The sequence below is a fragment of the Acinetobacter lwoffii genome, assembly GCF_022967985.1.
Taxonomy (GTDB): Bacteria; Pseudomonadota; Gammaproteobacteria; order Pseudomonadales; family Moraxellaceae; genus Acinetobacter.
The window spans coordinates 23,515-49,304 of the sequence record NZ_JALJVC010000007.1 but is presented as its reverse complement, the minus strand read 5'-3'; the positions used below and the strand labels follow the sequence as shown (position 1 = coordinate 49,304).

Annotated in this window: 27 protein-coding genes; 11 read left to right on the top strand and 16 right to left on the bottom strand. The window is 43.1% G+C overall.

Features of this window, described 5'->3' with window-relative positions; all coding sequences use genetic code 11:
* Positions 1-16: 16 nt before the first annotated feature.
* Positions 17-817, bottom strand: a complete 801-nt coding sequence (locus MWG72_RS05955; RefSeq protein WP_071850389.1) for an enoyl-CoA hydratase-related protein — start codon at positions 815-817, stop codon at positions 17-19.
* 103 nt (positions 818-920) lie between these two features.
* On the opposite strand from MWG72_RS05955, the gene MWG72_RS05950 reads away from it, so the two are divergent.
* Positions 921-1,490, top strand: coding sequence for a nicotinate-nicotinamide nucleotide adenylyltransferase (locus tag MWG72_RS05950; RefSeq protein WP_247143442.1), 570 nt, complete (start codon positions 921-923; stop codon positions 1,488-1,490).
* A gap of 5 nt (positions 1,491-1,495) precedes the next feature.
* Here the strand turns inward: MWG72_RS05950 and MWG72_RS05945 are convergent, their stop codons facing one another.
* Entirely contained in the window at positions 1,496-2,401 is a 906-nt protein-coding gene (locus MWG72_RS05945; RefSeq protein WP_247143441.1) for a LysR family transcriptional regulator ArgP, read from the bottom strand.
* A 104-nt stretch (positions 2,402-2,505) separates the two neighbouring features.
* Here MWG72_RS05945 and MWG72_RS05940 point away from each other — a divergent pair, with 104 nt between their 5' ends.
* Positions 2,506-3,111 (top strand): LysE/ArgO family amino acid transporter, encoded by a 606-nt coding sequence (locus tag MWG72_RS05940; protein ID WP_247143440.1) that lies wholly within the window; start codon positions 2,506-2,508, stop codon positions 3,109-3,111.
* 409 nt (positions 3,112-3,520) lie between these two features.
* Positions 3,521-4,084 (top strand): YceI family protein, encoded by a 564-nt coding sequence (locus tag MWG72_RS05935; protein WP_005106431.1) that lies wholly within the window; start codon positions 3,521-3,523, stop codon positions 4,082-4,084.
* Positions 4,085-4,171: 87 nt separating this feature from the next.
* On the opposite strand, the gene MWG72_RS05930 is transcribed toward MWG72_RS05935, so the two are convergent.
* The 5 genes from MWG72_RS05930 to dapD form a co-directional block, all read right to left on the bottom strand.
* Positions 4,172-4,630 carry a peroxiredoxin gene (locus MWG72_RS05930; protein ID WP_004645641.1) on the bottom strand — a complete coding sequence of 153 codons (459 nt, stop codon included), beginning with the start codon at positions 4,628-4,630 and terminating at the stop codon, positions 4,172-4,174.
* Between the two features lie 81 nt (positions 4,631-4,711).
* A complete protein-coding gene (locus MWG72_RS05925) occupies positions 4,712-5,125 on the bottom strand; it encodes a hypothetical protein (protein WP_005097581.1) in 414 nt (137 codons plus the stop codon).
* A gap of 16 nt (positions 5,126-5,141) precedes the next feature.
* A complete protein-coding gene (gene queC, locus MWG72_RS05920) occupies positions 5,142-5,810 on the bottom strand; it encodes a 7-cyano-7-deazaguanine synthase QueC (RefSeq protein WP_005097579.1) in 669 nt (222 codons plus the stop codon).
* 34 nt (positions 5,811-5,844) lie between these two features.
* Positions 5,845-6,555, bottom strand: coding sequence for a 7-carboxy-7-deazaguanine synthase QueE (queE, locus tag MWG72_RS05915; RefSeq protein ID WP_247143439.1), 711 nt, complete (start codon positions 6,553-6,555; stop codon positions 5,845-5,847).
* Positions 6,556-6,686: 131 nt separating this feature from the next.
* On the bottom strand, positions 6,687-7,508 hold the full coding sequence (gene dapD / locus MWG72_RS05910) for a 2,3,4,5-tetrahydropyridine-2,6-dicarboxylate N-succinyltransferase (protein ID WP_004645637.1): 822 nt from the start codon (positions 7,506-7,508) through the stop codon (positions 6,687-6,689).
* Between the two features lie 319 nt (positions 7,509-7,827).
* On the opposite strand from dapD, the gene carO reads away from it, so the two are divergent.
* The gene (carO, locus tag MWG72_RS05905; RefSeq protein ID WP_005247539.1) at positions 7,828-8,562 is read left to right on the top strand and encodes an ornithine uptake porin CarO; all 735 of its coding nucleotides are present in this window, start codon (positions 7,828-7,830) and stop codon (positions 8,560-8,562) included.
* 57 nt (positions 8,563-8,619) lie between these two features.
* Here the strand turns inward: carO and MWG72_RS05900 are convergent, their stop codons facing one another.
* From MWG72_RS05900 to MWG72_RS05865, 8 genes are all read right to left on the bottom strand, one after another.
* Entirely contained in the window at positions 8,620-9,849 is a 1,230-nt protein-coding gene (locus MWG72_RS05900; protein WP_247143438.1) for an OmpP1/FadL family transporter, read from the bottom strand.
* A gap of 93 nt (positions 9,850-9,942) precedes the next feature.
* Positions 9,943-10,866 carry a CysB family HTH-type transcriptional regulator gene (locus MWG72_RS05895; protein WP_148334599.1) on the bottom strand — a complete coding sequence of 308 codons (924 nt, stop codon included), beginning with the start codon at positions 10,864-10,866 and terminating at the stop codon, positions 9,943-9,945.
* A gap of 53 nt (positions 10,867-10,919) precedes the next feature.
* Entirely contained in the window at positions 10,920-11,981 is a 1,062-nt protein-coding gene (locus MWG72_RS05890; protein WP_004279078.1) for a sulfate/molybdate ABC transporter ATP-binding protein, read from the bottom strand.
* 11 nt (positions 11,982-11,992) lie between these two features.
* On the bottom strand, positions 11,993-12,886 hold the full coding sequence (cysW, locus tag MWG72_RS05885) for a sulfate ABC transporter permease subunit CysW (RefSeq protein ID WP_004279077.1): 894 nt from the start codon (positions 12,884-12,886) through the stop codon (positions 11,993-11,995).
* Positions 12,883-13,716 (bottom strand): sulfate ABC transporter permease subunit CysT, encoded by an 834-nt coding sequence (gene cysT, locus MWG72_RS05880; protein WP_004279076.1) that lies wholly within the window; start codon positions 13,714-13,716, stop codon positions 12,883-12,885. Before cysT ends, cysW begins: the two co-directional genes overlap by 4 nt.
* Before the next feature lie 85 nt (positions 13,717-13,801).
* Positions 13,802-14,407 (bottom strand): RBBP9/YdeN family alpha/beta hydrolase, encoded by a 606-nt coding sequence (locus MWG72_RS05875; RefSeq protein WP_004645632.1) that lies wholly within the window; start codon positions 14,405-14,407, stop codon positions 13,802-13,804.
* 32 nt (positions 14,408-14,439) lie between these two features.
* Positions 14,440-15,453, bottom strand: a complete 1,014-nt coding sequence (locus MWG72_RS05870) for a sulfate ABC transporter substrate-binding protein (protein WP_174894321.1) — start codon at positions 15,451-15,453, stop codon at positions 14,440-14,442.
* Between the two features lie 175 nt (positions 15,454-15,628).
* A complete protein-coding gene (locus MWG72_RS05865; protein WP_005265774.1) occupies positions 15,629-16,636 on the bottom strand; it encodes a sulfate ABC transporter substrate-binding protein in 1,008 nt (335 codons plus the stop codon).
* A 160-nt stretch (positions 16,637-16,796) separates the two neighbouring features.
* On the opposite strand from MWG72_RS05865, the gene pabC reads away from it, so the two are divergent.
* From pabC to MWG72_RS05845, 4 genes are all read left to right on the top strand, one after another.
* Positions 16,797-17,609: an aminodeoxychorismate lyase gene (gene pabC, locus MWG72_RS05860; protein WP_005247525.1), complete on the top strand. Its 813-nt coding sequence runs from the start codon at positions 16,797-16,799 to the stop codon at positions 17,607-17,609.
* 1 nt (position 17,610) lies between these two features.
* Positions 17,611-18,669: an endolytic transglycosylase MltG gene (gene mltG, locus MWG72_RS05855; RefSeq protein WP_247143437.1), complete on the top strand. Its 1,059-nt coding sequence runs from the start codon at positions 17,611-17,613 to the stop codon at positions 18,667-18,669.
* A 2-nt stretch (positions 18,670-18,671) separates the two neighbouring features.
* Positions 18,672-19,271, top strand: a complete 600-nt coding sequence (gene tmk, locus MWG72_RS05850) for a dTMP kinase (RefSeq protein ID WP_247143436.1) — start codon at positions 18,672-18,674, stop codon at positions 19,269-19,271.
* Between the two features lie 95 nt (positions 19,272-19,366).
* On the top strand, positions 19,367-19,783 hold the full coding sequence (locus MWG72_RS05845) for a PaaI family thioesterase (RefSeq protein WP_071852276.1): 417 nt from the start codon (positions 19,367-19,369) through the stop codon (positions 19,781-19,783).
* A 109-nt stretch (positions 19,784-19,892) separates the two neighbouring features.
* On the opposite strand, the gene nadB is transcribed toward MWG72_RS05845, so the two are convergent.
* Complete coding sequence (gene nadB, locus MWG72_RS05840; protein ID WP_247143435.1) at positions 19,893-21,527, bottom strand: L-aspartate oxidase; 1,635 nt, start codon at positions 21,525-21,527, stop codon at positions 19,893-19,895.
* 229 nt (positions 21,528-21,756) lie between these two features.
* Between nadB and MWG72_RS05835 the strand changes: the two genes are divergently transcribed.
* From MWG72_RS05835 to lepA, 3 genes are all read left to right on the top strand, one after another.
* Entirely contained in the window at positions 21,757-23,142 is a 1,386-nt protein-coding gene (locus tag MWG72_RS05835) for a Do family serine endopeptidase (protein WP_114540889.1), read from the top strand.
* Positions 23,143-23,262: 120 nt separating this feature from the next.
* Positions 23,263-23,715, top strand: coding sequence for an acyl-CoA thioesterase (locus tag MWG72_RS05830; protein WP_243475047.1), 453 nt, complete (start codon positions 23,263-23,265; stop codon positions 23,713-23,715).
* A gap of 250 nt (positions 23,716-23,965) precedes the next feature.
* The gene (gene lepA, locus MWG72_RS05825; protein ID WP_004731667.1) at positions 23,966-25,783 is read left to right on the top strand and encodes a translation elongation factor 4; all 1,818 of its coding nucleotides are present in this window, start codon (positions 23,966-23,968) and stop codon (positions 25,781-25,783) included.
* The last annotated feature ends 7 nt before the right edge of the window (positions 25,784-25,790 follow it).

Genomic DNA, 25,790 nt, shown 5'->3' with positions numbered 1-25,790 from the left:
CTCATAAGTTTGAAAATTAGTTGAATTGTGTGAAGTCAGGTTTACGTTTTTGCATAAACGCTTGAACCGCTTCCAGCATTTCTGGCGAGCCTACACGCTGCATGAAAATTTCTGCTTCATGGTCAATCCATTCCACAATTTCATTCACATTGTGTTTCATCAAGGCTTTGGATTGCACCAGTGATGCTAATGGCAGGGCAGAGAGCTGGGCAGCTTGTGCTGCTGCTTTAGTGTAAACATCTTCTTCAATGCTATTCACCAGACCTGCGTCGAGCGCTTTTTCGCTATTGAATTTTTGCGCAGTCAGCAATAATTCAGCTGCTTTATGATAGCCTGCCTGTTGAATCAGTAATTTGCTTGATGCGCCTTCAGGCGATAGACCCAAACTGACAAATGGAATCTGGAACAGAGTAGTATTGTCACTATAAACCAGATCACAATGCAGTAAAATTGTCACGCCAATGCCGATTGCAACACCACGCACGGCTGCAATCAATGGCTTGGAAAATTTTGCGGCAGATTTCAGTAAAACAAATGGCGGGCCTTCAGCAGCAGGTGCCTGACCTTTCTTCGCGGCAGATTTCATAAAATCCTGCATATCATTGCCCGCACTAAAGTCTGCATCCTGACCACGTAATACAACTACACGAACTTCAGGTGCCTGATCAGCTTCATCCAAGGCTTTCGCAATCCAGAGATACAGCTCGCTATATAACGCATTTTTCGCTTCCGGGCGATTGATGGCCAAAGTAAGTACACCATGTTCTAAATTCGCATTCAAATGCTCATGAGGTTGTTGAATACAGCTCAGTGTCATCGTACTATCCTTGCTTTAAACTTAATTTGATTTTATGGGAATGATTATGTCGCATATTTATTGGGGCAGCACAACTCATGAGTCATAAAAAAACTGATCCCTTATGAACTATACATTTGATTATCTGGTTTTCATTGGCCGTTTTCAGCCTTTTCATCTGGCACACATGCAAACGATTAATATTGCCCTGCAGCACAGTCAACATGTGATTTTGGCTCTCGGTTCTGCGCAAAATGAACGCAATATCAAGAATCCATTTTTGGCTTCGGAGCGTGAAGCCATGATTCTGTCAAATTTTAGTGCTGAAGATCAGGCGCGGATCAAATTCGTAGAAGTCATTGATGTTTATAATGATGAGAAATGGCAAAAACTGGTGAAATCGCTGGTGAATCAGGTCATTGAGCCGGATGCCAAAATCGGACTGATCGGGCATTTTAAAGATGATTCTTCTTATTATTTAAAGTTTTTCCCAGAATGGGAAATGGTCGAACTTGACAGCCTGGAAGATGCCTTATCCGCGACACCAATGCGTGAAGCTTATTATCGTGGCGAAATTCAACAAGATAAATTTCCACAAGGTACGATTAATTTTCTGGAGCAATTCCAGTTCACTGAAACCTATCAGCAGCTCAGTGAAAAATTTGCCCAGAACGACAAAAGCAATCTGGCCTAACTTGATCAGCTGTCAATAGGCTGATTCATGGCCGTTTGAGCATGCTGTTTTAAACATTCACCCAGAATTGCCAGAGCAGGAGACTGTTCTTTCCAGTGATGCCAATACAAAGGGACTTCAATCCGCATCTCCTTGGAAAGTTCAAGCAATTGGCCTGATTCCAGTAAATGCCGGGTTTGATAATCTGGCAACCAGCCGTAGCCTAGACCCATGACAATCGCATCAAAAAATGCATGGGTCGATGGAATAAAAAAGTGTGGATATTGTGCCGGGTTCAGCCCAAATTCGTGCTGGATATACTGAGTATGCAGCTGATCTTTTTCATTAAAAATAATGGCAGGGGCAAGGCGTAGCACATCCCGATGTACACCTTGACGAAACCAGTTTTGGGAAAACTTAGGGGTGGCGACCAGACGATACTGCATCTGTCCGATCAATTCCGCCCGACAACCTTTCATTGCCTTGGCTTCAGTACTCAAACAGGCATTGACGAGACCTGCTTCTAACAGATGATGGGTTTGTGATTGATCGTCTACCTGAAAATGCAGCACAATTTTATGCTGGATCAGCTGGGTTTGTAAGGTTGGTAATAGCCAGGTCGCGAGTGAATCAGCATTGGTGGCAATATTCAGGCAGTAGAAACCTTCATGTTGCAGCTGTCCACCCAGATCCTGCATCAGATTCTGTTCTAGCAAACGTTGATGCTGTAAATAATGCAATAAAGTTTGTCCGGATTGAGTCACACGGCAAGGCCGATCTCTCACCAGAAGCAATTGTCCCAATTTTTTTTCCAGACTTTGAACACGAAGGGTCACTGCCGAGGCAGTAATATTTAGCTGCTCGGCAGCAAGATCGAAACTTCCCGTTTTTGCAACTGCGTAAAAAGCATCACATTGTTTTGCATTCAGCATATCTGTTATCTAAAAATAATTTAGTTAAATTGATATTAACTTAGTTTTAATTAATCGCACTCATTTTTTTGCATAATTCATTTATTCAAAAAAAGGGGAATGTGATGTTCAGTTATATGGTGAGTGGTTTTGCTGTGGGAATGAGCCTGATTGTCAGTATCGGTGCACAGAATGCTTTTGTATTAAAACAAGGTTTAAAACAGCAGCATGTGTTCTGGGTCTGTGTGATTTGTGCTTTGTCTGATTCCATTTTAATTCTGCTTGGCGTACTGGGCTTTGCGCGCGTCATTGAACATTATCCGGATATTGTTATATTTTCTAAATATATTGGCGCAGGATTCCTATTTTATTATGGTTTACATCATGCGATCAGCGCATTTAAATCAACAGAGGTTTTGGCACCAAGTGGTCAGCTAACAGAGCATTTTCTACAAGTACTGATGATCTGCCTGGCTTTTACCTGGCTGAATCCGCATGTTTACTTAGACACAGTCATATTGATTGGATCAATTTCAACCCAATACGCTTTAGGAAAATGGTGGTTTGCTTTAGGCGCTGTCTGTGCTTCCTGGTTTTTCTTCTTTAGTTTGGGATATGGGGCAAAGATATTGACCCCTTGGTTCCAACATCCAAAAGCATGGAAAATACTGGATGCTATTATTGCCTGTACCATGTGGGGCGTCGCAGTGTCATTAATTCTCAGTATTTGATTCAGGCTACGAAAGCTGATAGATCGGTTAAGAGTTGTCTAAGCGTGTCATTTTAGATAGTGATCGTGAATAGGCAGCGTAGAAAACAACTCTTTTCAGTGCTGCAAGCACATGGATATTTCCAATATAAATTGAACTTAAAATAAAGGATCTGGTTTGTATAAAAAATTTATAAAATCAAAATTTTATAAGATGAAACCAGTCTCCTGCTAGGCTAGCAGGGCCACTTATTAGAGAAAAATCAAAGCAAGTATTTTGTCCGTTAGTCATGAATGATTTTACAAAAACTTCAATAAACTGGTATAAAAATAACGAAAACCTGTTCGCTCAAAAACAAGAAAATTTAGTTTCAGATTAAGCCGTGTACTTAAATCCGATCAATAAGAAATTAAACAAGGTGGATTTAAAATTGAAAACAACAATAAAAACTGGGCTCCTTAGCTTGGCGATCTGTTTAGCTTTGACCAGTCAGTCTTTTGCAAGATCATGGACCTTAACTCCCAAAAGTGATGTCGGTTTTGAGATCAAGTCGATGGGTCTTACTGTAGTTAAAGCCAAGTTCAATCAGGTTCAATCCACGATGCAGTTTGATGCTAAAGCACCGCAAAATGCCTCAACCCATCTGGTCATGGATGTGGAAAGTTTAAGCTTTAGTAAGCCGCTATTTAAACATATGATTTTGGGCGAAGACCTGTTTTATGTAGAAAAATATAAGACTGTAATTTTTAAAAGTATCCAATTTAAAGACTTGGGTAATGGCAAATACAATGTTTTAGGTCATTTAACCCTACGTGGTGTGACCAAACCTGTGATTTTTGAAACCACGTTTAAACCCAGTATGTCAAATGCCAACCTGCTTGATGTTCAGGCATCAGCCGTGATTAACCGTAGGGATTTTGGTATGAAAAAAGGAATTGCCGGGGTAGGGGATAAAGTTAATCTTCATCTATCAGGCCAGTGTGAAATGAACTAGGGTAGATATAAAATACTTGATGATATGAACGTTATTGTAAAAAAAGCTCGAATATTTCGAGCTTTTGTCTATACGGTAAGCATGCAATTAAGCAGCTTGCAAAGCTTTTAAATCTTCCAGCACTTGCTCAGCATGACCGGCTGCTTTCACTTTACGGTATTCTTTCACCAGTTGACCATTATGGAAAATGAAAGTCGAACGCTCAATGCCCATCACTTGTTTGCCATACATGTTCTTTTCTTTAATCACATCAAAATGATGACACAAAATTTCTTCTTTATCGCTGATCAGATTGATACTCAAATTCTGCTTTTCAGTAAAGTTCTGATGCGCTTTTACCGAATCACGGGATACGCCAAGAATTGTGGTGTTTAAAGCATCGAACTGGTCTTTTAAACAGGAAAAGCCAACTGCCTGAGTGGTACAACCTGGCGTAGAATCTTTAGGATAAAAATAAATCACCAGCCATTCTGTATTTAACTGGGTTAAATTGATTTCGCCTGTCGTCGCAGGAAAATTCTGGTCAAGCAAACTAATTTCAGACATAAAAACTCCTGTTTTCTTTAAATTTTTTCAAAAAAATAAGCCACATTATAGTGGCTTATTTTATCAAAGAATAATCAGATCTTATTTCTTTGGTGCCGCTTGAGCTGATTTCATTGCTTCTTCAGTCAAAGTTTTCAGTTTGCCTGTTAACTGTGGACCAAAGCATGCTTGAAGATCTTTATTCTGCTTCTGTACAAAAGCTAAAGTGCCTGGGCTTTTCTTCTGGTTAATAGTGCTTTGAATTTCCCATTTTTGTGCATTGGTTAATTTTCCATCTGCTTCAATAGCACAACCACAATATTTGCTGACTTCAGCAGCCGTCAATTTTTTACTTTTGCCAGTTTCATTTTTACAAACATTGATCAATGCAGATTTTACATTGGTGCTTTTATAAGCTTGTTGTAATTTGTCATCAGCCGCTTGAGCCGTAGTTGCGAACATAGCAGCAGCTGAAACAATTGCTGAAAGCACGATGCTTGATTTTAAATTCTTCATAAACTCTACCTTGTTATTACGGTATATAACGTGTCGGGTCTTCAACACCTGCGTCCGCAAAACCCTGTTTACGTAAACGACAACTGTCGCATTTGCCACAGGCACGTCCTTGGTCATCTGCTTGATAGCATGACACCGTTTGACTGTAGTCTACGCCATGTTCAATACCTAAGCGAATAATATTTGCTTTGGATAAATGTAACAAAGGTGTTTCAAATTTGAGCGCCTGACCCTCTACGCCAACCTTGGTCGCAAGGCGTGCCATGTTGGCAAATGCGTCAATAAATTCCGGACGGCAATCCGGATAACCGGAGTAATCAACCGCATTAATTCCGATGACAATCGCTTCAGCTTCGAATACTTCAGCTGCTGCTAAGGCGTAAGACAAGAAGATAGTATTACGTGCTGGAACATAGGTAATCGGAATGCCAGCCTGTTCGTGGTCAGGTACCTCAATACTATGATCGGTAAGGGCTGAACCACCCAGATTACCCAGATCAATATTGATCACTCGATGTTCCACACCCGCACGTTGTGTTAAAGCTTTTGCTGCATCCAGCTCGGTCGTTGAACGCTGACCATATCGAAAACTGAGTGCGATACATTCATAGCGTGCCTGCGCCCAAGCCAGACATGTTGTTGAGTCTAATCCGCCAGATAACAGGACAATGGCACGAGGGCGCATAAGCTGATTCTCCAAAAAAATACTTTACAAAAAATTAACGACCAGTTTCATCATTCCATAACAACTTGTGTAGCTGTAACTGGAAACGAACAGGGAGATGGTCTTCTAAAATCCACTGAGCCAAATCACGTGCCAGTGGTGGTAAACGAACCGCACCTTTTTCAACCGCAAATGCAGGCGAAAACCAAACTGTACTCACTTTGTCTTGAAGTTGGTACAGCTCTAACTGCTGCTTTGACCATTCATAGTCTTCACGATTGCATATCACAAACTTGATTTGATCATGTGCAGTTAAATGATCGAGATTAGAAAGCAAATTCCGTGCAACTTCACCTGAAGTTGGTGTTTTTAAATCGAGGACTTTGGAAACACGTGAATCCACTTTGGACACATCTAAAGCGCCACTGGTTTCAAGTGAAACTTCGCATCCTAAATCCGCAAGTCGCTGCATCAGGGGTAGGGCATTGGGCTGCGCCAGTGGTTCACCACCGGTCACACAGACATAAGGGGTTTTAAAATCAAGCGTGGTCTGGATAATATCGTCCAGAGACTGACGCTCACCGCCTTCAAAGGAATAGGTGGTATCACAATAGCTACAACGTAATGGACAACCGGTTAAACGGATAAATACTGTTGGCAGTCCTGCGGCATTGGCTTCACCTTGCAATGAATAGAAAATCTCCGTAATGCGTAAACCCGCAGACGGATCAGAGACAGGAATTGCGGAAGATCGAAGCATATTCATAACAAAACTAACCAATGAGAAATAAATAACCGGGTATAAAAATAAAAATCCCTACGATTATTACTAATCGTAGAGACGAGGAGCGGTTGAAGCTCCGAGGAACACGAATGTATCCTCTAAGTTAAGACATTTTAGTCTTCGCGTAATAGATCGTTCAGGCTTGTTTTGGAACGAGTTTGTGCATCAACTTTTTTCACGATAATGGCAGCATACAAGCTGTAAGTACCGCATTTAGATGGAAGGCTACCTGCAACAACGACAGAACCTGCTGGTACGCGACCATAATGAATTTCGCCAGTGGCACGGTCATAAATCTTGGTTGATTGACCAATGAATACGCCCATTGAAATCACGGAGCCTTCTTCAACGATTACGCCTTCAACGATTTCAGAACGTGCACCGATAAAGCAGTTATCTTCAATAATAGTTGGATTTGCTTGAAGCGGTTCAAGCACACCACCAATACCTACACCACCTGACAAGTGAACATTTTTACCAATTTGCGCACATGAACCTACAGTTGCCCAAGTATCAACCATCGTGCCTTCATCTACATAAGCACCGATATTGACATAAGAAGGCATCAAGATCACGCCTTTGGCCTGGAAAGAACCTTTACGTGCAACAGCAGGCGGTACAACACGTACGCCAGCAGCCTTGAATTGTTCTTCAGTCCAACCTGAGAATTTAGTCTCTACTTTGTCATAGAAACGAAGATCACAAGCTTCCATTGGTTTGTTGTCGTTCAATTTAAATGATAACAATACCGCTTTTTTAATCCATTGATGAACAACCCATTCACCATCGATTTTTTCAGCAACACGTAAAGTACCATTGTCCAGACCAGCAATTACTTCCTCAACTGCCTGACGGATTTCAGCAGAGCAATCTGCAGCTGTAAAATTCGCACGGTCTTCAAACGCTTGTTCAATGATTGTTGAAAGCTGCGACATGATCTTCCTTCCAGAAAAAAATTTTCTAGATTTTACACTATATTGCAGGAAAAATAGTTGAAAGGACTAAAAATAGATGAAAAATAACCAAAAGTGTAGAAAGCGTGAAATTATTAAAGTGATAAGTGTACTTTTTCATTATGTTGAAATGTAGGAGAAGTGTTAGAAAACGCTTGGTTCTGAACAAGAAAAATTAATTTGTATCAAAAAATAACAAAAGATGAGCAAAATGCGAATAAAAAATATTTTTTAAGTCCTTTATATTGAGCCTATCACGAATAACTAATGATCAAAATAAGTTCTTTTGAGGAGAGAAATAATGAAATCTTTACATAATATTTTGGCAGTATCAGCCTTAGCTCTAGCAGCGAGTTCTGCGATGGCTGCTGATGAAACAATCGTAACAGATGAAGGCGTTGCTGAATTCTCTTTCTTTAAACCAGCTTCTGTTCGTGCTGAAGTCGGTACTACCGGTTATGGTGGTGCAATTTCCTGGAGTGCTAACCCATATGTAGGTGTCACTTTAGGTTATAACGGCGGTGATATTTCCTGGTCTGATGATATCTCAGTTAATGGGACTAAATATGACCTAGATATGGATAATAACTTAACCTATTTAAATGCTGAAATTCGTCCTTGGGCGAACTGGTTCTACATGGCAGCAGGTGTAGGTTATATTGATAATGATTATGGTTTAGAAGGTCGTACGGGTGCTGATGGTACTATTACTGTAGACGGTAACCGTTATCAAACTGTCGGTGGAACTACAGGTCGTGTAACTGGTGACTTATCTTACAAAAACAATATCGCTCCTTATGTAGGGATCGGTTTCTCTCCAGCAATTACTAATCGTTGGGGTGTCTTTGGTGAGATTGGTGCATACTATAACGGCAATCCAACAGTTAATTTAGCTTCTACAAGTAACTTTACGCCACTTGACCCAAGTGCACCTGATATTGACACAGCTTTAAGAAATGAAGAACGCGAAATTCGTAACGACAATGAATACGAATGGCTACCAGTAGCGAAACTGGGTGTCAGCTTCCGCTTCTAAGTTTTAGTCTTATAAAAAACGGGCTTCGGCCCGTTTTTTTGTATTTTTAGAACAATTTTAAAAGTGATAACCCAGTTTCAAACCTAGAATCCAGGCACTATTATCGGAAACTGCAGATAAACCTGCAATCTGTGGCGTAATAGGTTCGGATGAGGAAATTTCAGGTTTTTGAAACTTTAAATAATATAGTCCAGTAGCCATATCCCAGGTTTCTTGAATCTTATAAAGATGACCTAGTCCGATACCCCAATAGCCATCACTCGGATTCAAGGTTGAAGCCGGATTTCCTGTATCAGAATCCCATAAAAGCTCGATAGAATTTATGCCAAAAGATGGCCATTGATGGGCAAGTCCGATTTTTCCAGACCATTGATCCTTACGATAATCAATCATTCTAAAAGGTTTTACTTCAGGGAGCTGTAAGGCCGCATAGTCAATTACAGTGCCAAATTTAGGCGGCTGGATCACGAAATTCTGCCAGTTTGACCAACGCAGCGTGCCGTAGAGCGCATTTTGATCAGTTAAAGCTGTCTGAAAATCTAGATTCACTGACTGAGGAGTTTGAATTTCTGTATAAGGTGCTGGATTCGTACCGACAACAATCGATTCAGTGGTTTTATTGTGATGAGTGATTGCAGAACGATAGGTCAGTGCGGTTCTAAAAAAATATTCTGGAATCTGATAACTGATTCCTGCAAGCCAGCCCCAAGCGGGATCTTGTTCAAATGTGGCCCGATAACCATTGAATATATAAAATGTCTGCCCGGATAAATATAAATTTCCCTCTAAGCTTTGATAACTTAGCCCTGTATAAAAATTCCAGTTATCGTCTGGTTGAAAGCCAATTAATGAGGTCAAATTATGGCTCTTAAACTGAATGGTAGCAGCCTCAATTGGAAGTGTTGCACCTGCAAAAACAGGATCATAATGATAAGCGATATCTATAGAATAAGGCTGATCGTAAATCAGTCCCCACGACATTTGAGGATTCAATTGGACTTTTAATGCGGCATTGGAAATCCATTCGCTATGGGTAAGATTTCCTGTAGAAAAATCAGTGATGCCTAATTGTTGCAGCTCTTCGGTATGTTGTACCTGACCGCTGATATCAGGGCGGACCCAAGCTAGAGAAACTTCAGCATAATGATTTTCTTCAAAAAAAGATTGAATGGACTGACCAGATTGTTCAAACGCTGCTGCATAACCTGACTCAGAGAAAAACAACCCCATGCAGAAAAGAGCAAATTTATTATTGATCATCTTGGTATAATTCAATTTATTATGCATGTGATTATGCTTGAAATTTGTACTCTTTATCTACTCAAAAAATAAAAAAGAGGCGATGTAGCCTCTTTGATTAAAAACTTAAAATATTGCACTTTATTCGTCTGGATAAGCCACTTTTTTCAGTGCCTTAATATCTGCGTCTGGTGAGCAGAGGGAAATAAACTCGTAGCCATAACCGCGTAATAAATGACCTTTACGCACTGCAATCCAGGTGGTATTTACGCCGAAAATATCGGTTTCAATCTGCTTTAAACGGTAATCACGCTCCGGGTCATAGGCCACATCGTTGACAATGCCGATGCCCATATTCATTTCTACATAGGTCTTGATGACATCGGCATCAAGCGCGGACATCACAATATCTACATCAAAACCAGCTTCTTCAAAGGCGGTATCAATCTTGGAGCGACCGGTAAAACCACCATGATAGGTAATAATCGGGTAGTGCGCCAGATCTTCGATGAGCACGTGTTCTTTGCTTGCCAGTGGATGATTCTGCGGGGTAATAATACTGTGTTGCCAGTTATAGTAAGGCACGCTGGCCAGATTATCTTCAGTGGTGAGTGCTTCGGTCGCAATACCGATATCCGCTTGACCTTGCAGTAACATTTCCGTGATTTCAACCGGGCTGGCCTGTTGCAAAATCAAATGAACTTTAGGGAATTCTTTTTTGAATTGGCTGACAATTGGTGGCAACACATAACGCGCCTGGGTATGCGTCGTGGCAATGGTCAATGTGCCTTCATCGACTTTATTGAAATCATCGGCCAGACGTTTGATATTGTCGGCATCGACCAGCATGCGTTCTACAATGCCTAAAAGTGCCTGGCCCGGTTCGGTTAAGCCCAGTAGACGTTTACCTTTGCGAATAAACAGCTGTACCCCCAGTTCATCTTCCAGATCTTTAATATGCTTACTTACCCCGGACTGTGAAGTATAAAGCGCAGCGGAAGCTTCTGTTAAATTAAAGTTTTGTCTAACCGTTTCTCGTATAATTCTTAATTGTTGGAAATTCATAATTCTCTTACCCTAGAAGAGGATGGGGCATTTTAAAGCCCCATCTTTTGATCTTAAGCGACCTGGTTTTCAAATAAATGCAAATTCACCGCACTTAACCACACGGTTTGATTTGGGCGGAATTGATGCGCTCTCGCTTCATCAGGTGTTAGTAAAATTTCGATCAGGTTGCCTTGACGGTCATTTAGCTCTGCAACTACTTTACCCGCGATCCATAATTCACGAATGAAGGTCGCTTGAATGGCATTGTCGTGTGGCTGTGCATGAATGCGTAGCTCATCTGGGCGCGCGAATAAAATCACTTCACCTTGAGCGGCATTTTTTGCACCCTCGAATTGAATGCGGTCTTCACCGAGCTGAATAAGGCCGCCATGGTTCTGACCTTCAAAACGGTTCGCCTGACCCAAAAAGTCGAATACAAATGGAGTTTTTGGTGTTTCATAGACCTCACGCGGTGAACCGATCTGCTCTACATTCCCTTTGTTCATGACTACGATCTGATCTGCAACTTCGAGTGCTTCTTCCTGATCATGGGTTACAAAGATCGAGGTGATATGCAATTCGTCATGCAGGGTACGTAACCAGCGACGTAGCTCCTTACGGACTTTGGCATCCAGTGCGCCGAAAGGTTCATCCAGTAATAATACACGCGGTTCAACTGCTAAAGCACGTGCCAAAGCGATACGCTGACGCTGACCACCAGAAAGTTGAGCTGGATATCGGTCAGCCAGGAAACCAAGCTGAACCAAGTCGAGTAAACGTGTAACACGTTTTTTAATTTCCGCTTCTGATGGACGGGTTTTACGTGGACGCACACGCAGACCAAAGGCGATGTTGTCAAATACCGTCATATGACGGAATAGGGCATAGTGCTGGAATACAAAGCCAACTTCACGCTCGCGCACATGAACATTGGTGGCATCCTGACCTTCTAAAATCACTTGGCCGCCATCTGCTGATTCCAGACCGGCAATAATCCGTAGCAAAGTGGTTTTACCACAGCCTGATGGACCAAGAAGTGCGACCAGTTGACCATCCGGGAAATCCAGCGAGATATTTTTAAGTGCATGGAATGCACCAAAGTGTTTTTCAATATTTTGTACTTGAATACTCATGTGGGCATTCCTTAAGAAACTGTTGAATCTTCATTACGTTTGTCTTGTTTTTCCTGGCGCAGTTCCACCCATGTTTTTAAAATCAGGGTCACAATTGCGAGGAGAGCCAGAAGCGAAGACACGGCAAACGCAGCACTAAAGGTATATTCGTTATAAAGAATTTCGACGTGTAGCGGTAAGGTGTTGGTTTCACCACGGATATGGCCAGAAACCACCGACACCGCACCAAATTCACCCATAGCCCGCGCATTACACAGAATCACGCCGTAGATCAGACCCCATTTGATATTGGGCAGGGTCACTTTCCAGAAAGTCTGCCAGCCAGATGCACCGAGTACAATCGCAGCTTCTTCTTCTTCGGTCCCCTGTGCTTCCATTAACGGAATCAACTCACGCGCAACAAAAGGTACAGTAATGAAGATAGTCGCCAGAACAATCGCAGGTACTGCATAAAGGATCTTGATATCATGATCCATCAGCCAAGAGCCCATCCAGCCTTGGGTACCGAAAATCAGCACCAGCATCATACCCGCGATTACAGGTGAAACCGAGAAGGGGAGATCAATAATGGTTGTCAGGAATGATTTACCGGGAAAGTTAAACTTCGCCACAGACCAGGCTGCCGCAACACCAAATACGACGTTAAGCGGTACTGCGATTGCAGCAGTCAGCAAGGTAAGTTTTACTGCCGACAGAGTATCCGGATGCACCAGCGCTTGGGTATAAACGCCAACCCCTTGTTTAAAGGCTTCAACAAAAACCAGAATCAAGGGCAGAATCAAGCAGCTTAAAAAGAAAATCAGCGCAATAGTGAGCAGCGTATAGCGTACCCAAGTTGGCTCACGGGTTGCATCACGGGATTGCAACTTTTCAGCCAGCGCATTGCTGTTGGTATTTAAACTCATCGCGCAGTTCTCCCGGTACGACGGCTAGCCCATGCCTGTAATAAGTTAATCAGGAATAGCATCACGAAGGAAATCAGTAGCATGACGACAGCAATCGTGGTTGCACCGGCATAGTCATATTCTTCTAGGCGAGAAATAATCATTAAGGGTGCAATTTCCGTTTCAAAAGGCTGGTTACCAGCAATAAAGATCACTGAACCATATTCACCGACACCACGGGCAAAGGCTAAAGCGAAGCCAGTGATCAGCGCAGGCAGCAGAATTGGGAAAATCACTTTGGTCACAATCTGAAAACGGTTGGCACCCAATGCAGATGCAGCTTCTTCCAGTTCGGTTTCCAGATCGCTAAGGACTGGCTGAACCGTACGCACTACAAAAGGCAGACCAATAAAGATCAATGCCAGTGTAATACCAATCGGGGTATAAGCGACTTGAATGCCAATCGGTTCTAAATATTGACCAATCCAGCCGGTCGGTGCATATAAAGAGGTCAGGGCAATACCCGCAACCGCAGTGGGCAAGGCAAAAGGCAAATCTACCAGGGCATCGACAATACGTTTGCCCGGAAAGCTGTAACGTACCAGACACCACGCCAGTAACAGGCCAAATACTACATTGACCAGTGCAGCGACAATGGCTGCGGTGAAGCTTAACTGCAATGATTTCAAGATACGTTCAGAGCTCAGGATTTCCCATAAGCCATCCCAACCAATGCCCAGTGATTTAATAAAAACAGCTGACAGCGGGATCAAAACGATTAATGACAAATACGCTAGGGTAAAGCCTAGAGAAAGACCAAATCCTGGCAGCACTCGGGATCGCTGCGACATGATTACTCCTCAAAAGAGAGAATGCTGATTAAAAATAACCAGCGAAATTAGAAAATAAATTTGGCACAAGCATAGTTTGCAGCGACTAAAATGCAAATTTAAAATAATACTTGCTCTCATCAAATTTGCTGATATGGCGCATAGGGTTTTCTGAAATCAGATATTGTTCAATTTCAGGAAAAGGGCCAAAACCAGAAGCGACATTGACATGACCGACTGCGCCCAAATTGATCGGTTTGATTTTCCAGGCTTGGGCCAGTATGTGCGCATCTTCAAAACTTAACCAGGGATCATTTTCACTGATCAATAACGTGGTGGGCACCTGAAGCTTGAGCTGTTGAAAATAGGTGCTGTAGTCTGTCTGACTGTCGCGCGCAAAACCATTTTCCCCAAACCGTGCCGGATTGGCCGGGGCCACCAATACCAGATTTTTTACTTTTGCATTGAGTTCCGGATGTCGGGCAAGGGCCGCAATACTGGTCAGACAGCCAAAGCTGTGCGCGACAATCTGAACCTCTGCTGGAATGGCTTGCAGAGTTTTGACAAATTCTGCCACCCAGACATCCAGTACCGGATGATTCCAGTCCTTTTGCTGCACACGGGAGCATCGCATCAGCCGGTGCTGTAAGCAGGTTTGCCAGTGGTTATATTCACTGCCACCTACACCGGGAACGATAAGCGTATGAATCATGTCGATGCTCCTGTATCAATCAGCCTGGAGGATTATTTCGCGCTGTTGGCTTTAACGATCTGGTCAAATACACCACCATTTTCAAAGTGGGCTTTTTGTACCTTGCTCCAGCCGCCAAATTCCTGATCAATCGTCACCAGTTTGAGTGGTTTGAACACATGATTATATTTCTTTAAAGCTACTTCACTGCGTGGACGATAATAATGTTTGCCTGCCAGGTCTTGACCCAGTGGCGAGTACAGGAAGTTTAAATAACCTTGAGCCAGATGCTTATTGCCTTTTCTCGCTGCATTTTTTTCTACAATCGCCACTGGCGGTTCAGCCAGAATAGACAGACTTGGCGTGATAATTTCAAACTTACCTGGTTGCTCACGAATCGCTAAGTACGCTTCATTTTCCCAGGCCAGCAAGACATCACCGATCCCACGCTCGGCAAAGGTGGTAGTTGCACCACGCGCACCTGAATCCAGGACTTTGGTGTTTTTATAAATTTGGCGAACAAATTCTTGTGCAGTCGTGTCATTGCCACCGGCCTGATGTTTGGCCCATGCCCATGCCGCCAGATAGTTCCAGCGCGCGCCACCTGATGTTTTCGGATTCGGGGTAATGATTGCTACGCCCGGTTTGACCAGATCGCCCCAGTCTTTAATCCCTTTCGGATTGCCTTTACGCACCAGGAACACGATGGTTGAAGTATAAGGCGTCGAGTTTTGCGGCAATTTCTTTTGCCAGTCCGCAGGTAACAGTTTAGCTTTTTCTGCCAGCACATCAATATCGGCAGCCAATGCTAACGTTACGATATCTGCATCCAGACCATCAATCACGGCACGTGCCTGTTTGCCTGAACCGCCATGCGATTGCTTGAAATTGATTTTTTGACCGGTACGGCTTTCCCAATATTTGCCAAAATTCTTATTTACATCTTCATACAGTTCACGGGTCGGATCATAGGATACATTGAGAAAATCACGTGCTGCTGCACCAAATGAGGTTGCCGAGATAACAGCTGCTAAAACCCCAAGTTTTAATGTGTTTGAAATGCTCATCTGGACTGAATCTCTGATATGTTCTGTAACATAAGCGCAGAATAAACTTATTCTTTATGCATAAAAAATAATTAAAAATGAATTTTATATGAAAAAAAGAGATAAATAAGCTCTTAAGTGTTTGAAATAAGAATGGCCTTATGAATAAAGGCCATAATGAACTGCATTTAAAGTATTATTTTGCGTGATTGGCTTTGACAATCTGATCAAACACACCGCCATTGTCAAAATGCTGTTTCTGAACCTTGGTCCAGCCACCAAATTCTTTATCAATGGTGACCAGTTTTAAGGACTTGAATACGGTACTGTATTGCTTTAATACATTCGCATTACGTGGACGGTAAAAGTTTTTCGCCGCCACAGTCTGTCCAGCAGGTGAATAGAGGTAATTTAAATAGGCTTTGGCCAGATGTTCATTACCATCTTTCTTGGCATTTTTTTCTACGATTGCCACGGGTGGTTCAGCCAGAATAGACAGAGAAGGAGTAATGATTTCAAATTTTCCCGGCTGTTCGCGGACGGCCAAATGTGCTTCATTTTCCCAAGCCAGTAATACATCCCCAATCCCGCGTTCAGCGAAAGTCGTGGTAGCACCACGTGCACCCGAATCCAGTACTTTGGTTTGTTTGTAGATTTGACGGACAAAGTCTTGTGCTTTGGCATCATTGCCACCTTTCTGGTGTTTGGCCCACGCCCAGGCAGCCAGATAATTCCAGCGTGCACCACCTGAAGTTTTTGGGTTCGGGGTAATAATGTCTACGCCTGGTTTAACCAGATCTCCCCAGTCTTTGATTCCTTTTGGATTGCCTTTACGTACAAGAAAAACGATGGTTGAAGTATAGGGTGTCGAATTCTGCGGGAATTTCTTTTGCCAGTCTTTAGGCAGCAAACCACGTTCTGCAATTTCATCAATATCTGCTGCCAGTGCCAGTGTTACAACATCGGCATCCAGTCCGTCAATCACGGCACGTGCCTGTTTGCCTGAACCGCCATGTGACTGTTTATAATTGACTTCCTGACCAGTGGTTTTTTTCCAGTAAGCACTGAATTCTTTATTAAAGTTGTCGTACAATTCGCGAGTCGGGTCATAAGACACGTTCAGGAAATCTTTTGCTGAAACGCTTAAGGCGCTTGCTGAAAGTAGCGCTGCCAGTACCCCAATTTTTAATTTACGCGTGTTCATTTTTTGCCTCAAGTTTTTTAGCTTTTGTTAGATGAGGCAAGAATAGCTTGAGATTTTTTGCATAAAAAATAATTAAAAAAGAATTGGATGTGAGTAAAAAAGATATATAGGTGAAGCCTGAATCTGACTGCTCAATTTTTCATTTTAGAGGCTGTAAAATATGCTGTATTTAAAAAATGCCCAACAGGTCAGCCAGATAGATGTGCTGGATCGTGGCTTTCATTATGGTGATGGCTGTTTTACCACGGCCCGGATTCGGCATAACCGGATTGAATTATATGATCGTCATCTGGCACGTTTGCACATTAGCAATCAGAAATTAAGCCTGAATGCCAATCTTGATCTGATTGCAGAAAGCTTACAGATTTTACGTGCATCAGAACATGAACTGAATGGCACATTGAAAATCGTGCTGAGTCGTGGAATTGGTCAGCGCGGTTATAGCTTGCCGGATCATCCTGCAGATCTCTGGCTATTTTATTATCCTCAAACCGTACAGGATTTTAAGTTTGAGCAGATTCAAAGTGGCATTTTACAGCAGGCATTAGGACTGACGATGCCGAGTCTGGTAGGGCTAAAAACCTTAAACCGTCTAGAGCAGGTTTTGCTGAAACAGGAAGCAGATCAAAGCGGCTGGCCTGAGGCCCTGGTGACAGATGTACAGGGCGGTGTTGTCGAAGGGGTAAGCAGTAATTGTTTCATTCGTATAAACAATACATGGATTACGCCGGAACTTCGTTATAATGGCGTCTTCGGTGTCATGCGTGCAGAAATTCTACAACGTATGCAAGATCAGGGAATTAGCTGTCAGCAACGCTGTATCGATATGGATGAAATCAACCATATTCAAAGCCTGTTTTTCTGCAATGCACTCAGCCCGATGAAAATTGTCACGCAATTTGAGCAGCGAACCTTGGATGGCGATGCTTGTATTGAAATTTTTAACCGTCTTCGATTGAACCAGATGTCTTAATATGTCAGCTTCCAAACCTAAAGCCAAAAAGAAAAATAAAGCGAGATTCTCCTCATCTTTCAAAGGAATTGCCTTGGTCCTGATGGGGATTGCTTTGATCTTGGCGTTGATCCTGAAAAGCAGTTTGTGGAAGGAGTATCCTGTCGAAGGAAAAAAACAGCTGCTCGCGATTGAATCTGGTCAAACCTATTCCGGTTTTATTGATCGTCTGGCCAAAGAAAATCAGGTGAGTTTTCCGATCATTCTCAAGCTGTATCAGCGCATCATGATTCATGACAGCATGAAAGCGGGCGTGTATGAAGTGCGCCAGGGCATGAGCATCCGTCAGGTCTTGGAGATGATTTCCGATGCAGACAATGCCCAGATGAGCCGGATTCTGGTGATTGAAGGAACGACTTTTAAGCAACTGATTGATGCCCTGAAGAAAAATGATTTAGTCACCAAAGAAGTACTGCATCTGCCTACTGAGCAATTACTCAAAGAATTGAATATTCCGTTTTCACATCCTGAAGGGCTGTTTGCACCGGATACTTATTTCTTTGCCAAAGGTGAAACTGACCGTAAAATTCTGACCAATCTGTATCAGCGCCAGATGAAAGCACTGGATGAGGCGTGGGCGAAACGTGCAACTGATCTGCCGTATCAGAATAAATATGACGCGCTGATCATGGCCTCAATCATTGAAAAAGAGACTAGTGTGGATCGTGAATTGGAACAGGTTTCTGGGGTATTTGTACGCCGTTTAAAAATTGGCATGCGTTTACAGACCGATCCAACAGTGATTTATGGCATGGGTGACAGCTATAACGGCAATATTACTCGCAAGGATTTACGCACACCGACGCCGTATAACACCTATACCATTTCAGGTTTGCCGCCAACACCGATTGCCTTGCCAAGCAAGAAAGCCATTGAAGCAGCCATGCATCCGGATAATTCTGACAACCTGTATTTTGTCGCTACCGGTAATGGTGGGCATAAATTCACGAGCAATCTGAATGACCACAATAAAGCCGTACAGGAATATCTGACGATTTTACGCTCGAAAAATAAGGAATGAGTATGTTTATTAGCTTTGAAGGCACAGAAGGTGTAGGTAAAACCACGCTCATTCGTTCGATTTATGAAGATTTCATCGCACAGGGTAAAGATGTCATTTTGACTCGTGAACCCGGTGGAACCCCGATGGCCGAGCAGATTCGTTCGCTATTGTTGACAGTGAATCATGAAGAAACCATGGCGCATGATACCGAGCTGTTATTAATGTATGCGGCGCGTGCCCAGCATCTGGCACAAGTGATTCTGCCCGCATTAGCAGCCGGGAAAATTGTCCTGTGTGACCGTTTTAGCGATGCCAGCTTTGCCTATCAATGTGCAGGTCGGGGTCTGAGCGAAACCAAGTTGCAATTACTCAATGACCACTTTGTCGCACGTATGCCGGACATTACTTTCTGGCTAGAGGCACCGATTGAACTGGGGATGAACCGAGCACGTGAACGTGGTGCGCTGGATCGCTTTGAACAGGAGAAAGTCACTTTCTTTGAGAAAGTGAGAGCAGGATATGAAAGCTTGTGGCAACGTCATCCTGAACGGATCAAACGTCTGGATGCAACTCAAACGCCTGAGCAAGTATTTGAGCAGGCCTTAAGTTATTTAAAATAAGCTTGGAATTAAAATACTTTTTATTTAATTTTTCTCTAGGTTTATCTGTGAAGAATCTTCTATATTAAGACTGATATACAAGATTTTTTAATCATATGAAAACGACCAAAACTGAGATAGAACAATTTTTACAACAAGAATTTCCGCAAAGTCTGGAGAAATGCCGGATTGAAGCCGTTTCTCCGCGTGGAGCCACTCTGCTTTATCAGGTGAGATCAGAAGAATTGCGCCCAGGCGGCACAGTTTCTGGCCCAACCATGATGACCTTGGCGGATTTTGCTCTTTATGTCGCGATTCTGGGTGAAATTGGATTGGTTGGTTTGGCTGTGACCACTAACTTGAATATCAATTTTTTACGTAAACCTTCAGGTGGAACAGATATACGGGGAGAGTGTAAGCTCATCAAGGTGGGCAAAGCATTGATTGTGGGAGAAGTCTGGATTTATTCGATTGATCAGGATGAACCTGTGGCGCATGTGACCGGAACATATTCAATTCCACCACAACGTTAATTATCTGAAATATAAAAGATTGACTGTAAATAGCCTAAGCTAACTTTGAGCAGATAAAAATCTAAAAAGAAAAGGAGATATCATCCAAGGATGTTATCTCCATCTACTTTTAACAATTCACCAAAGGCGTTTCCACTTCAAAATTTGGTGGGACGAGGACTGTTTTGCGTAATTCTGGTAGCAGCTCGGGATAATCCAGGGTGAAATGCAAACCGCGAGATTCTTTACGGTGCATGGCGCAGCGCACGATCATCTCGGACACCAGCACCAGATTGCGCAGCTCGATCAGATTTTTGCTGACCTGGTAATCCTGATAGTACTCGGTAATTTCTTTTTTCAGCATTTCAATACGATGTAGCGCACGTTCCAGGCGTTTGGTCGTGCGGACAATGCCAACATAGTTCCACATGGTCTGACGTAGCTCATCCCAGTTTTGCAGAATCACGACATCCTCATCCGGGTTGGTCACCTGAGAATCATCCCAAGCTGGAACTGCAGGAGCTGGCTGATCGGCCTTGAAATTTTCCTGAATGTGCTTGGCTGCACTCATTCCATAGACAAAACATTCTAAAAGTGAGTTACTGGCCATACGGTTAGCACCATGCAGGCCAGTATAAGAGGTTTCCCCAATCGCATAGAGTCCGGCAATATCTGTCTGGCTATGTTCATCGACCACAACACCACCGCAAGTATAATGGGCTGCCGGAACAACTGGAATCATGTCTTTGGTAATATCGATCCCTAGTTCAAGCAGACGGGCATACAGGGTAGGGAAATGCTCTTTGACAAAGCTTTCATCTTTATGGGTAATGTCCAGCCAGACATGACGTATACCGAGACGCTTGATTTCATAGTCGATAGCACGTGCCACAATATCACGCGGTGCGAGTTCGGCTCGTTCATCAAAACGCAGCATAAAGCGTTCACCATCGGGCAGACGCAGATAAGCGCCTTCACCACGCATTGCTTCAGTAATTAGGAAAGAACGTGCTTGTGGATGATAAAGGCAGGTCGGGTGAAACTGGTTAAATTCCATGTTGGCGACCCGGCAGCCGGCACGATAAGCCATGGCAATACCATCACCCGTGGCAATGTCGGGATTTGAGGTGTAAAGATAAGCTTTCATAGCACCGCCACAGGCAAGGGCGGTAAATGGAGCCAAGAAGGTATGCACTTTCTCAGTGTTTTCATCCAGCACATATAAACCCAACGCGCGATTATCACCATCTAAACCGAGCTTTTGTGAACAGATCAGGTCAATCGCAATATAATTTTCAAAGATTTTAATATTCTGTTTTTCTTGGGCCCGTTGTACCAAGGTGGTGGAAATGGCACGACCAGTCGCATCGGCCGCATGAATAATTCGGCGCTGTGAATGACCACCTTCACGGGTGAGATGTAACTGTTCCTGTTCATCCAGAGTAAATTGCACGCCGTGTTTCAGCAGGAAATCAACTGAAGGTTTGCCACCTTCTACCGTCTGTTTAACCGCATCCATTTCACATAGCTGTGCGCCTGCAATCATTGTGTCATCAATATGCTGTTCAATTGAGTCCATTTCATCCAATACTGCGGCCACGCCGCCTTGAGCATAAAAGGTACTGGCATCTGTCAGGGTGGATTTCGCTAAGACTGCAATATTAAAATGATCTGGGAGCGATAAGGCTAAACTTAAACCAGCACCGCCACTGCCCACAATAATGACGTCAAATTGATGGGTAAGGGATAAATTAGACATGTCCATCAGCTAATTTTAAAAAAGTTTGGTAATAACAGCGCTTTTTTGTACAAAAGGCAAGCGTTGAAGTGCTCATTTATTGATGAAAAAAATTAATCAAAGCCTTAACTTAATGCTTTAATAATGAGATATTGCCCAGAATAAAGTATTGAAACATATTATTACTTAAACTTTACAGTGTTTGTGATAAAACCTATTTACATAAATTTATCAATAATTTGAGTGAATAATTTATATGAAAATTCTAGACTTAAAAAAAGGATTATTTGCAGCCACTCTCACCATGAGTGCTGCACAGTTGCAGGCGGTTACGCCGGTTGATTTTTCAAATCTGGTGGAGCAGGTCAGTCCTGCTGTAGTCAGTGTCAATGTCGTTAAAAAAATGAGCGAAGAAGAGCTCTTACAACAACAAGTTCCAGAAATTCTGCGCCGCTTTTTTGGCAATCAGGTGATTATTCCGCAGCAGCGTATGCCACAGGAAAAGACGGGCTATGGCAGTGCATTCTTTATCAGCAAGGATGGTTATCTGCTAACCAATCATCATGTGGTTGAGGATGCTTCCAAAGTTACAATTACCCTGAATGACCGTCGTGAAATTGATGCCACTGTTGTCGGTAGTGATGCACGAACTGACGTAGCTTTGCTGAAGGTAAATGGTTCGAATTTCCCAGAATTACGGACAGGAGATGTCGGACGCTTACGTGTTGGTGAGCCTGTACTCGCCATTGGTTCGCCATTTGGCTTTGATTATTCCGCTTCTGCCGGAATTGTCAGTGCCAAAATGCGCAACATGATGGGTGAAACTGCAGTACCTTTTATCCAGACTGATGTAGCTCTAAACCCAGGTAATTCCGGTGGTCCTCTGTTTAACCAGCGTGGTGAAGTAGTTGGTGTTAACTCACGGATCTTTAGTGGAACCGGTGGGTATATGGGTTTGTCCTTCTCGATCCCGATTGATGTGGCGATGGAAGTTGCAGATCAATTGAAGAAGAACGGCAAAGTGACACGTTCATATCTGGGGGTGAGTTTGCAGGATATCGACCGTAATCTGGCTGAGTCTTATAACCTGCCTAAACCAGAAGGTTCTCTGGTAACTCAGGTTGCACCAAACTCTCCGGCTGCACGTGCAGGTCTGCGTGCCAGTGACGTCATCTTGAAATACAACGGTACCCCAATTTCACGTACCAGCGAGTTATTAAACTATCTGAACCGTACTGCACCTCAGCAGCAGGTACAACTTGAAATCTTGCGTGATGATAAACGTCGTAGTATTGCAGCGACTTTAAGTGCGGCACCAGATGATACCCCAGCAAAAGCAAGCACGCAGGCTCAACCCAACAAAGGGCCAGTGATCGGGGTTTCAATTCGTGATCTTAGTCCGGCAGAGTTAGCGAGTTTGGAAATCAAAGGCGGTGTGGTGATTCAGGATGTACGTCCAGGCGGTATTGCTGCACAAGCACGAATCATGCCGAATGATGTGATCACTCAAATTAATAACCAGACAGTACTGAATTCCAATCAGTTTGTGCAAGAGGTGTCTGAGCTGAAAAAGGGTAGCATCGCGCGTGTCACCTTGATTCGTCAGGGTCAGCTTGCAGTGGTCGGAATGCGGATCTCATAAAATTGCTAGATTTTCATGAAAGACCGCTTGTATAAGCGGTTTTTTATTTTTTGCAATTTACCCCAGCGATAAATTCGGTAGACTCTATAGCCTTAAAATCATGGAAAGGATAACAGCAAAGTGAGCGGTATTTTTGATCTTTCTTTAAAGGTACAAGCCAAACATATTGATGGCTTGGGTCATGTGAACAATGTGGTCTATGTGCAATGGATGCAGGATGTCGCATCAGCTCATATTGAAAAACTGGGCTTGGGATTAAAGCAATATGTGGAACTGAAACATGCCATGGTTGCGGTTGAGCATCAGGTGCAATATCGCAAGGCAGCTTTTGAAGGAGACGAGATTATTCTGCGCACCTGGCTGAATGATATCAATGCCCTGTATTCATTTAGACAATACGCATTTTATCGACCACAGGATCAGACCGTGTTATTTACCGGAAGTACACAATGGGCCTGTATTGAAATGGCCACCGGACGTCCAAAACGCATGTCACCAACTTTTACTCAAGCTTATCAGCCACTTTCAGAACATGTAAATCCTTTTGATTTTTCAACTTTACATCTGGATTAATGAGACAAAATTTTCCAGTTTGAGCAGTACATCTGGATAATATTGAGGAAGAAGTGGAGTTGGGGAGCTATTTTCTAATCATGGCGATCGAGACTTCATCTGACTGATGTGTACGCGACATAGGGAATAAAGGAAAAAATATAATTCTTTTTCTAGATCACCATTCTGCTATAATCCTTCGCAATTTCTATTCGGCTTTTGTTATGTAATATTTTTAAATTACATAGCGCGTTTTTTCTCAAGGTAACCCATGGCGCAAGCTAAAAAATCTGTTGATATTAAAAACATTCGTAACTTCTCGATTATTGCGCACATTGACCACGGTAAATCGACCCTAGCGGATCGCTTTATTCAAACTTGTGGCGGCTTGCAAGATCGTGAAATGCAGGCTCAAGTCCTTGACTCAATGGAGCTTGAGCGCGAACGTGGGATTACCATTAAAGCCACTTCGGTAACCTTGTACTATACTCATCCCAACGGTCAAGAGTATCAGTTGAACTTTATTGATACACCGGGGCACGTCGACTTCTCGTATGAAGTATCACGCTCGCTCGCTGCCTGTGAAGGTGCCTTGCTGGTTGTAGATGCAGCACAGGGCGTAGAAGCACAGTCTGTTGCCAACTGCTATACCGCAATTGAACAAGGTCTGGAAGTCCTTCCGGTACTGAACAAGATCGACTTGCCGCAAGCTGAACCTGAACGTGTGATTCAGGAAATTGAAGACATTATCGGGATTGAAGCCACAGAAGCGCCGACCTGTTCTGCAAAAACAGGTTTGGGTATTGAAGGTGTGCTTGAAACACTGGTCAATGTAATTCCTGCACCTGAGGGTGATCGCGAAGCGCCGTTACAAGCGCTGATTGTGGATTCATGGTTTGATAACTACCTTGGTGTAGTTTCTTTGGTTCGGGTCAAGCAGGGGCGTGTGCGTAAAGGCGACAAAATGTTGATTAAATCAACCGGTCAAACGCATATCATTACTTCCGTGGGGATCTTTAACCCGAAACATACTGAAACCGGTATGCTGGAAGCGGGTGAAGTTGGCTTTGTGATTGCTGGTATTAAAGATATTTTCGGCGCACCGGTTGGTGATACGATTACTCTGGCAGCGACACCTGAAGTGGCAACATTACCGGGCTTTAAAAAGGTGAAACCGCAGGTTTATGCCGGTCTATTCCCGATTGATGCCAGCGATTTTGAACCTTTCCGTGAAGCATTGCATAAACTGCAAATCAATGACTCGGCCTTGTTCTTTGAACCTGAAAGTTCAGATGCACTCGGGTTTGGTTTCCGCTGCGGCTTCTTGGGCATGCTGCACATGGAGATCGTACAGGAACGTCTGGAACGCGAGTACGATCTTGACCTGATTTCTTCTGCACCAACTGTAATTTATGAAGCGGTGATGAAGAATGGACAGACGATTTATATCGACAGTCCATCCAAAATGCCTGATGGTTCAACGGTTGAAGATCTGCGTGAACCGATTGCTGAATGTCATATCCTTGTGCCGCAAGAGTACTTGGGTAATGTCATGACATTGTGTGTTGAGCGCCGTGGTGTGCAAAAAGACATGAAGTTTATGGCGAATCAGGTTTCTATTACTTTCGAAATTCCAATGGCCGAAGTGGTCATGGACTTCTTTGATAAATTGAAGTCTTGTTCACGTGGTTTTGCATCACTCGACTATAATTTTGTCCGTTTTGAAAGCTCATCTTTGGTAAAAGTAGATGTGCTGATTAATGGTGAAAAAGTCGATGCCTTGGCGATGATCTGCCACCGTAATGATGCACGTCATCGTGGTATTGCACTGGTTGAAAAAATGAAAGACCTGATTCCACGTCAAATGTTTGATGTCGCGATTCAGGCAGCAATTGGTGCCCAAATTATTGCACGTTCGACTGTGAAAGCGATGCGTAAAAACGTATTGGCGAAGTGTTATGGTGGTGACGTGTCACGTAAGAAAAAACTTCTGTCTAAACAGAAAGAAGGTAAGAAACGCATGAAACAGGTGGGTAGCGTAGAAATCCCGCAAGAAGCGTTCTTAGCCGTATTAAAAGTCGAACGCTAAAATAATA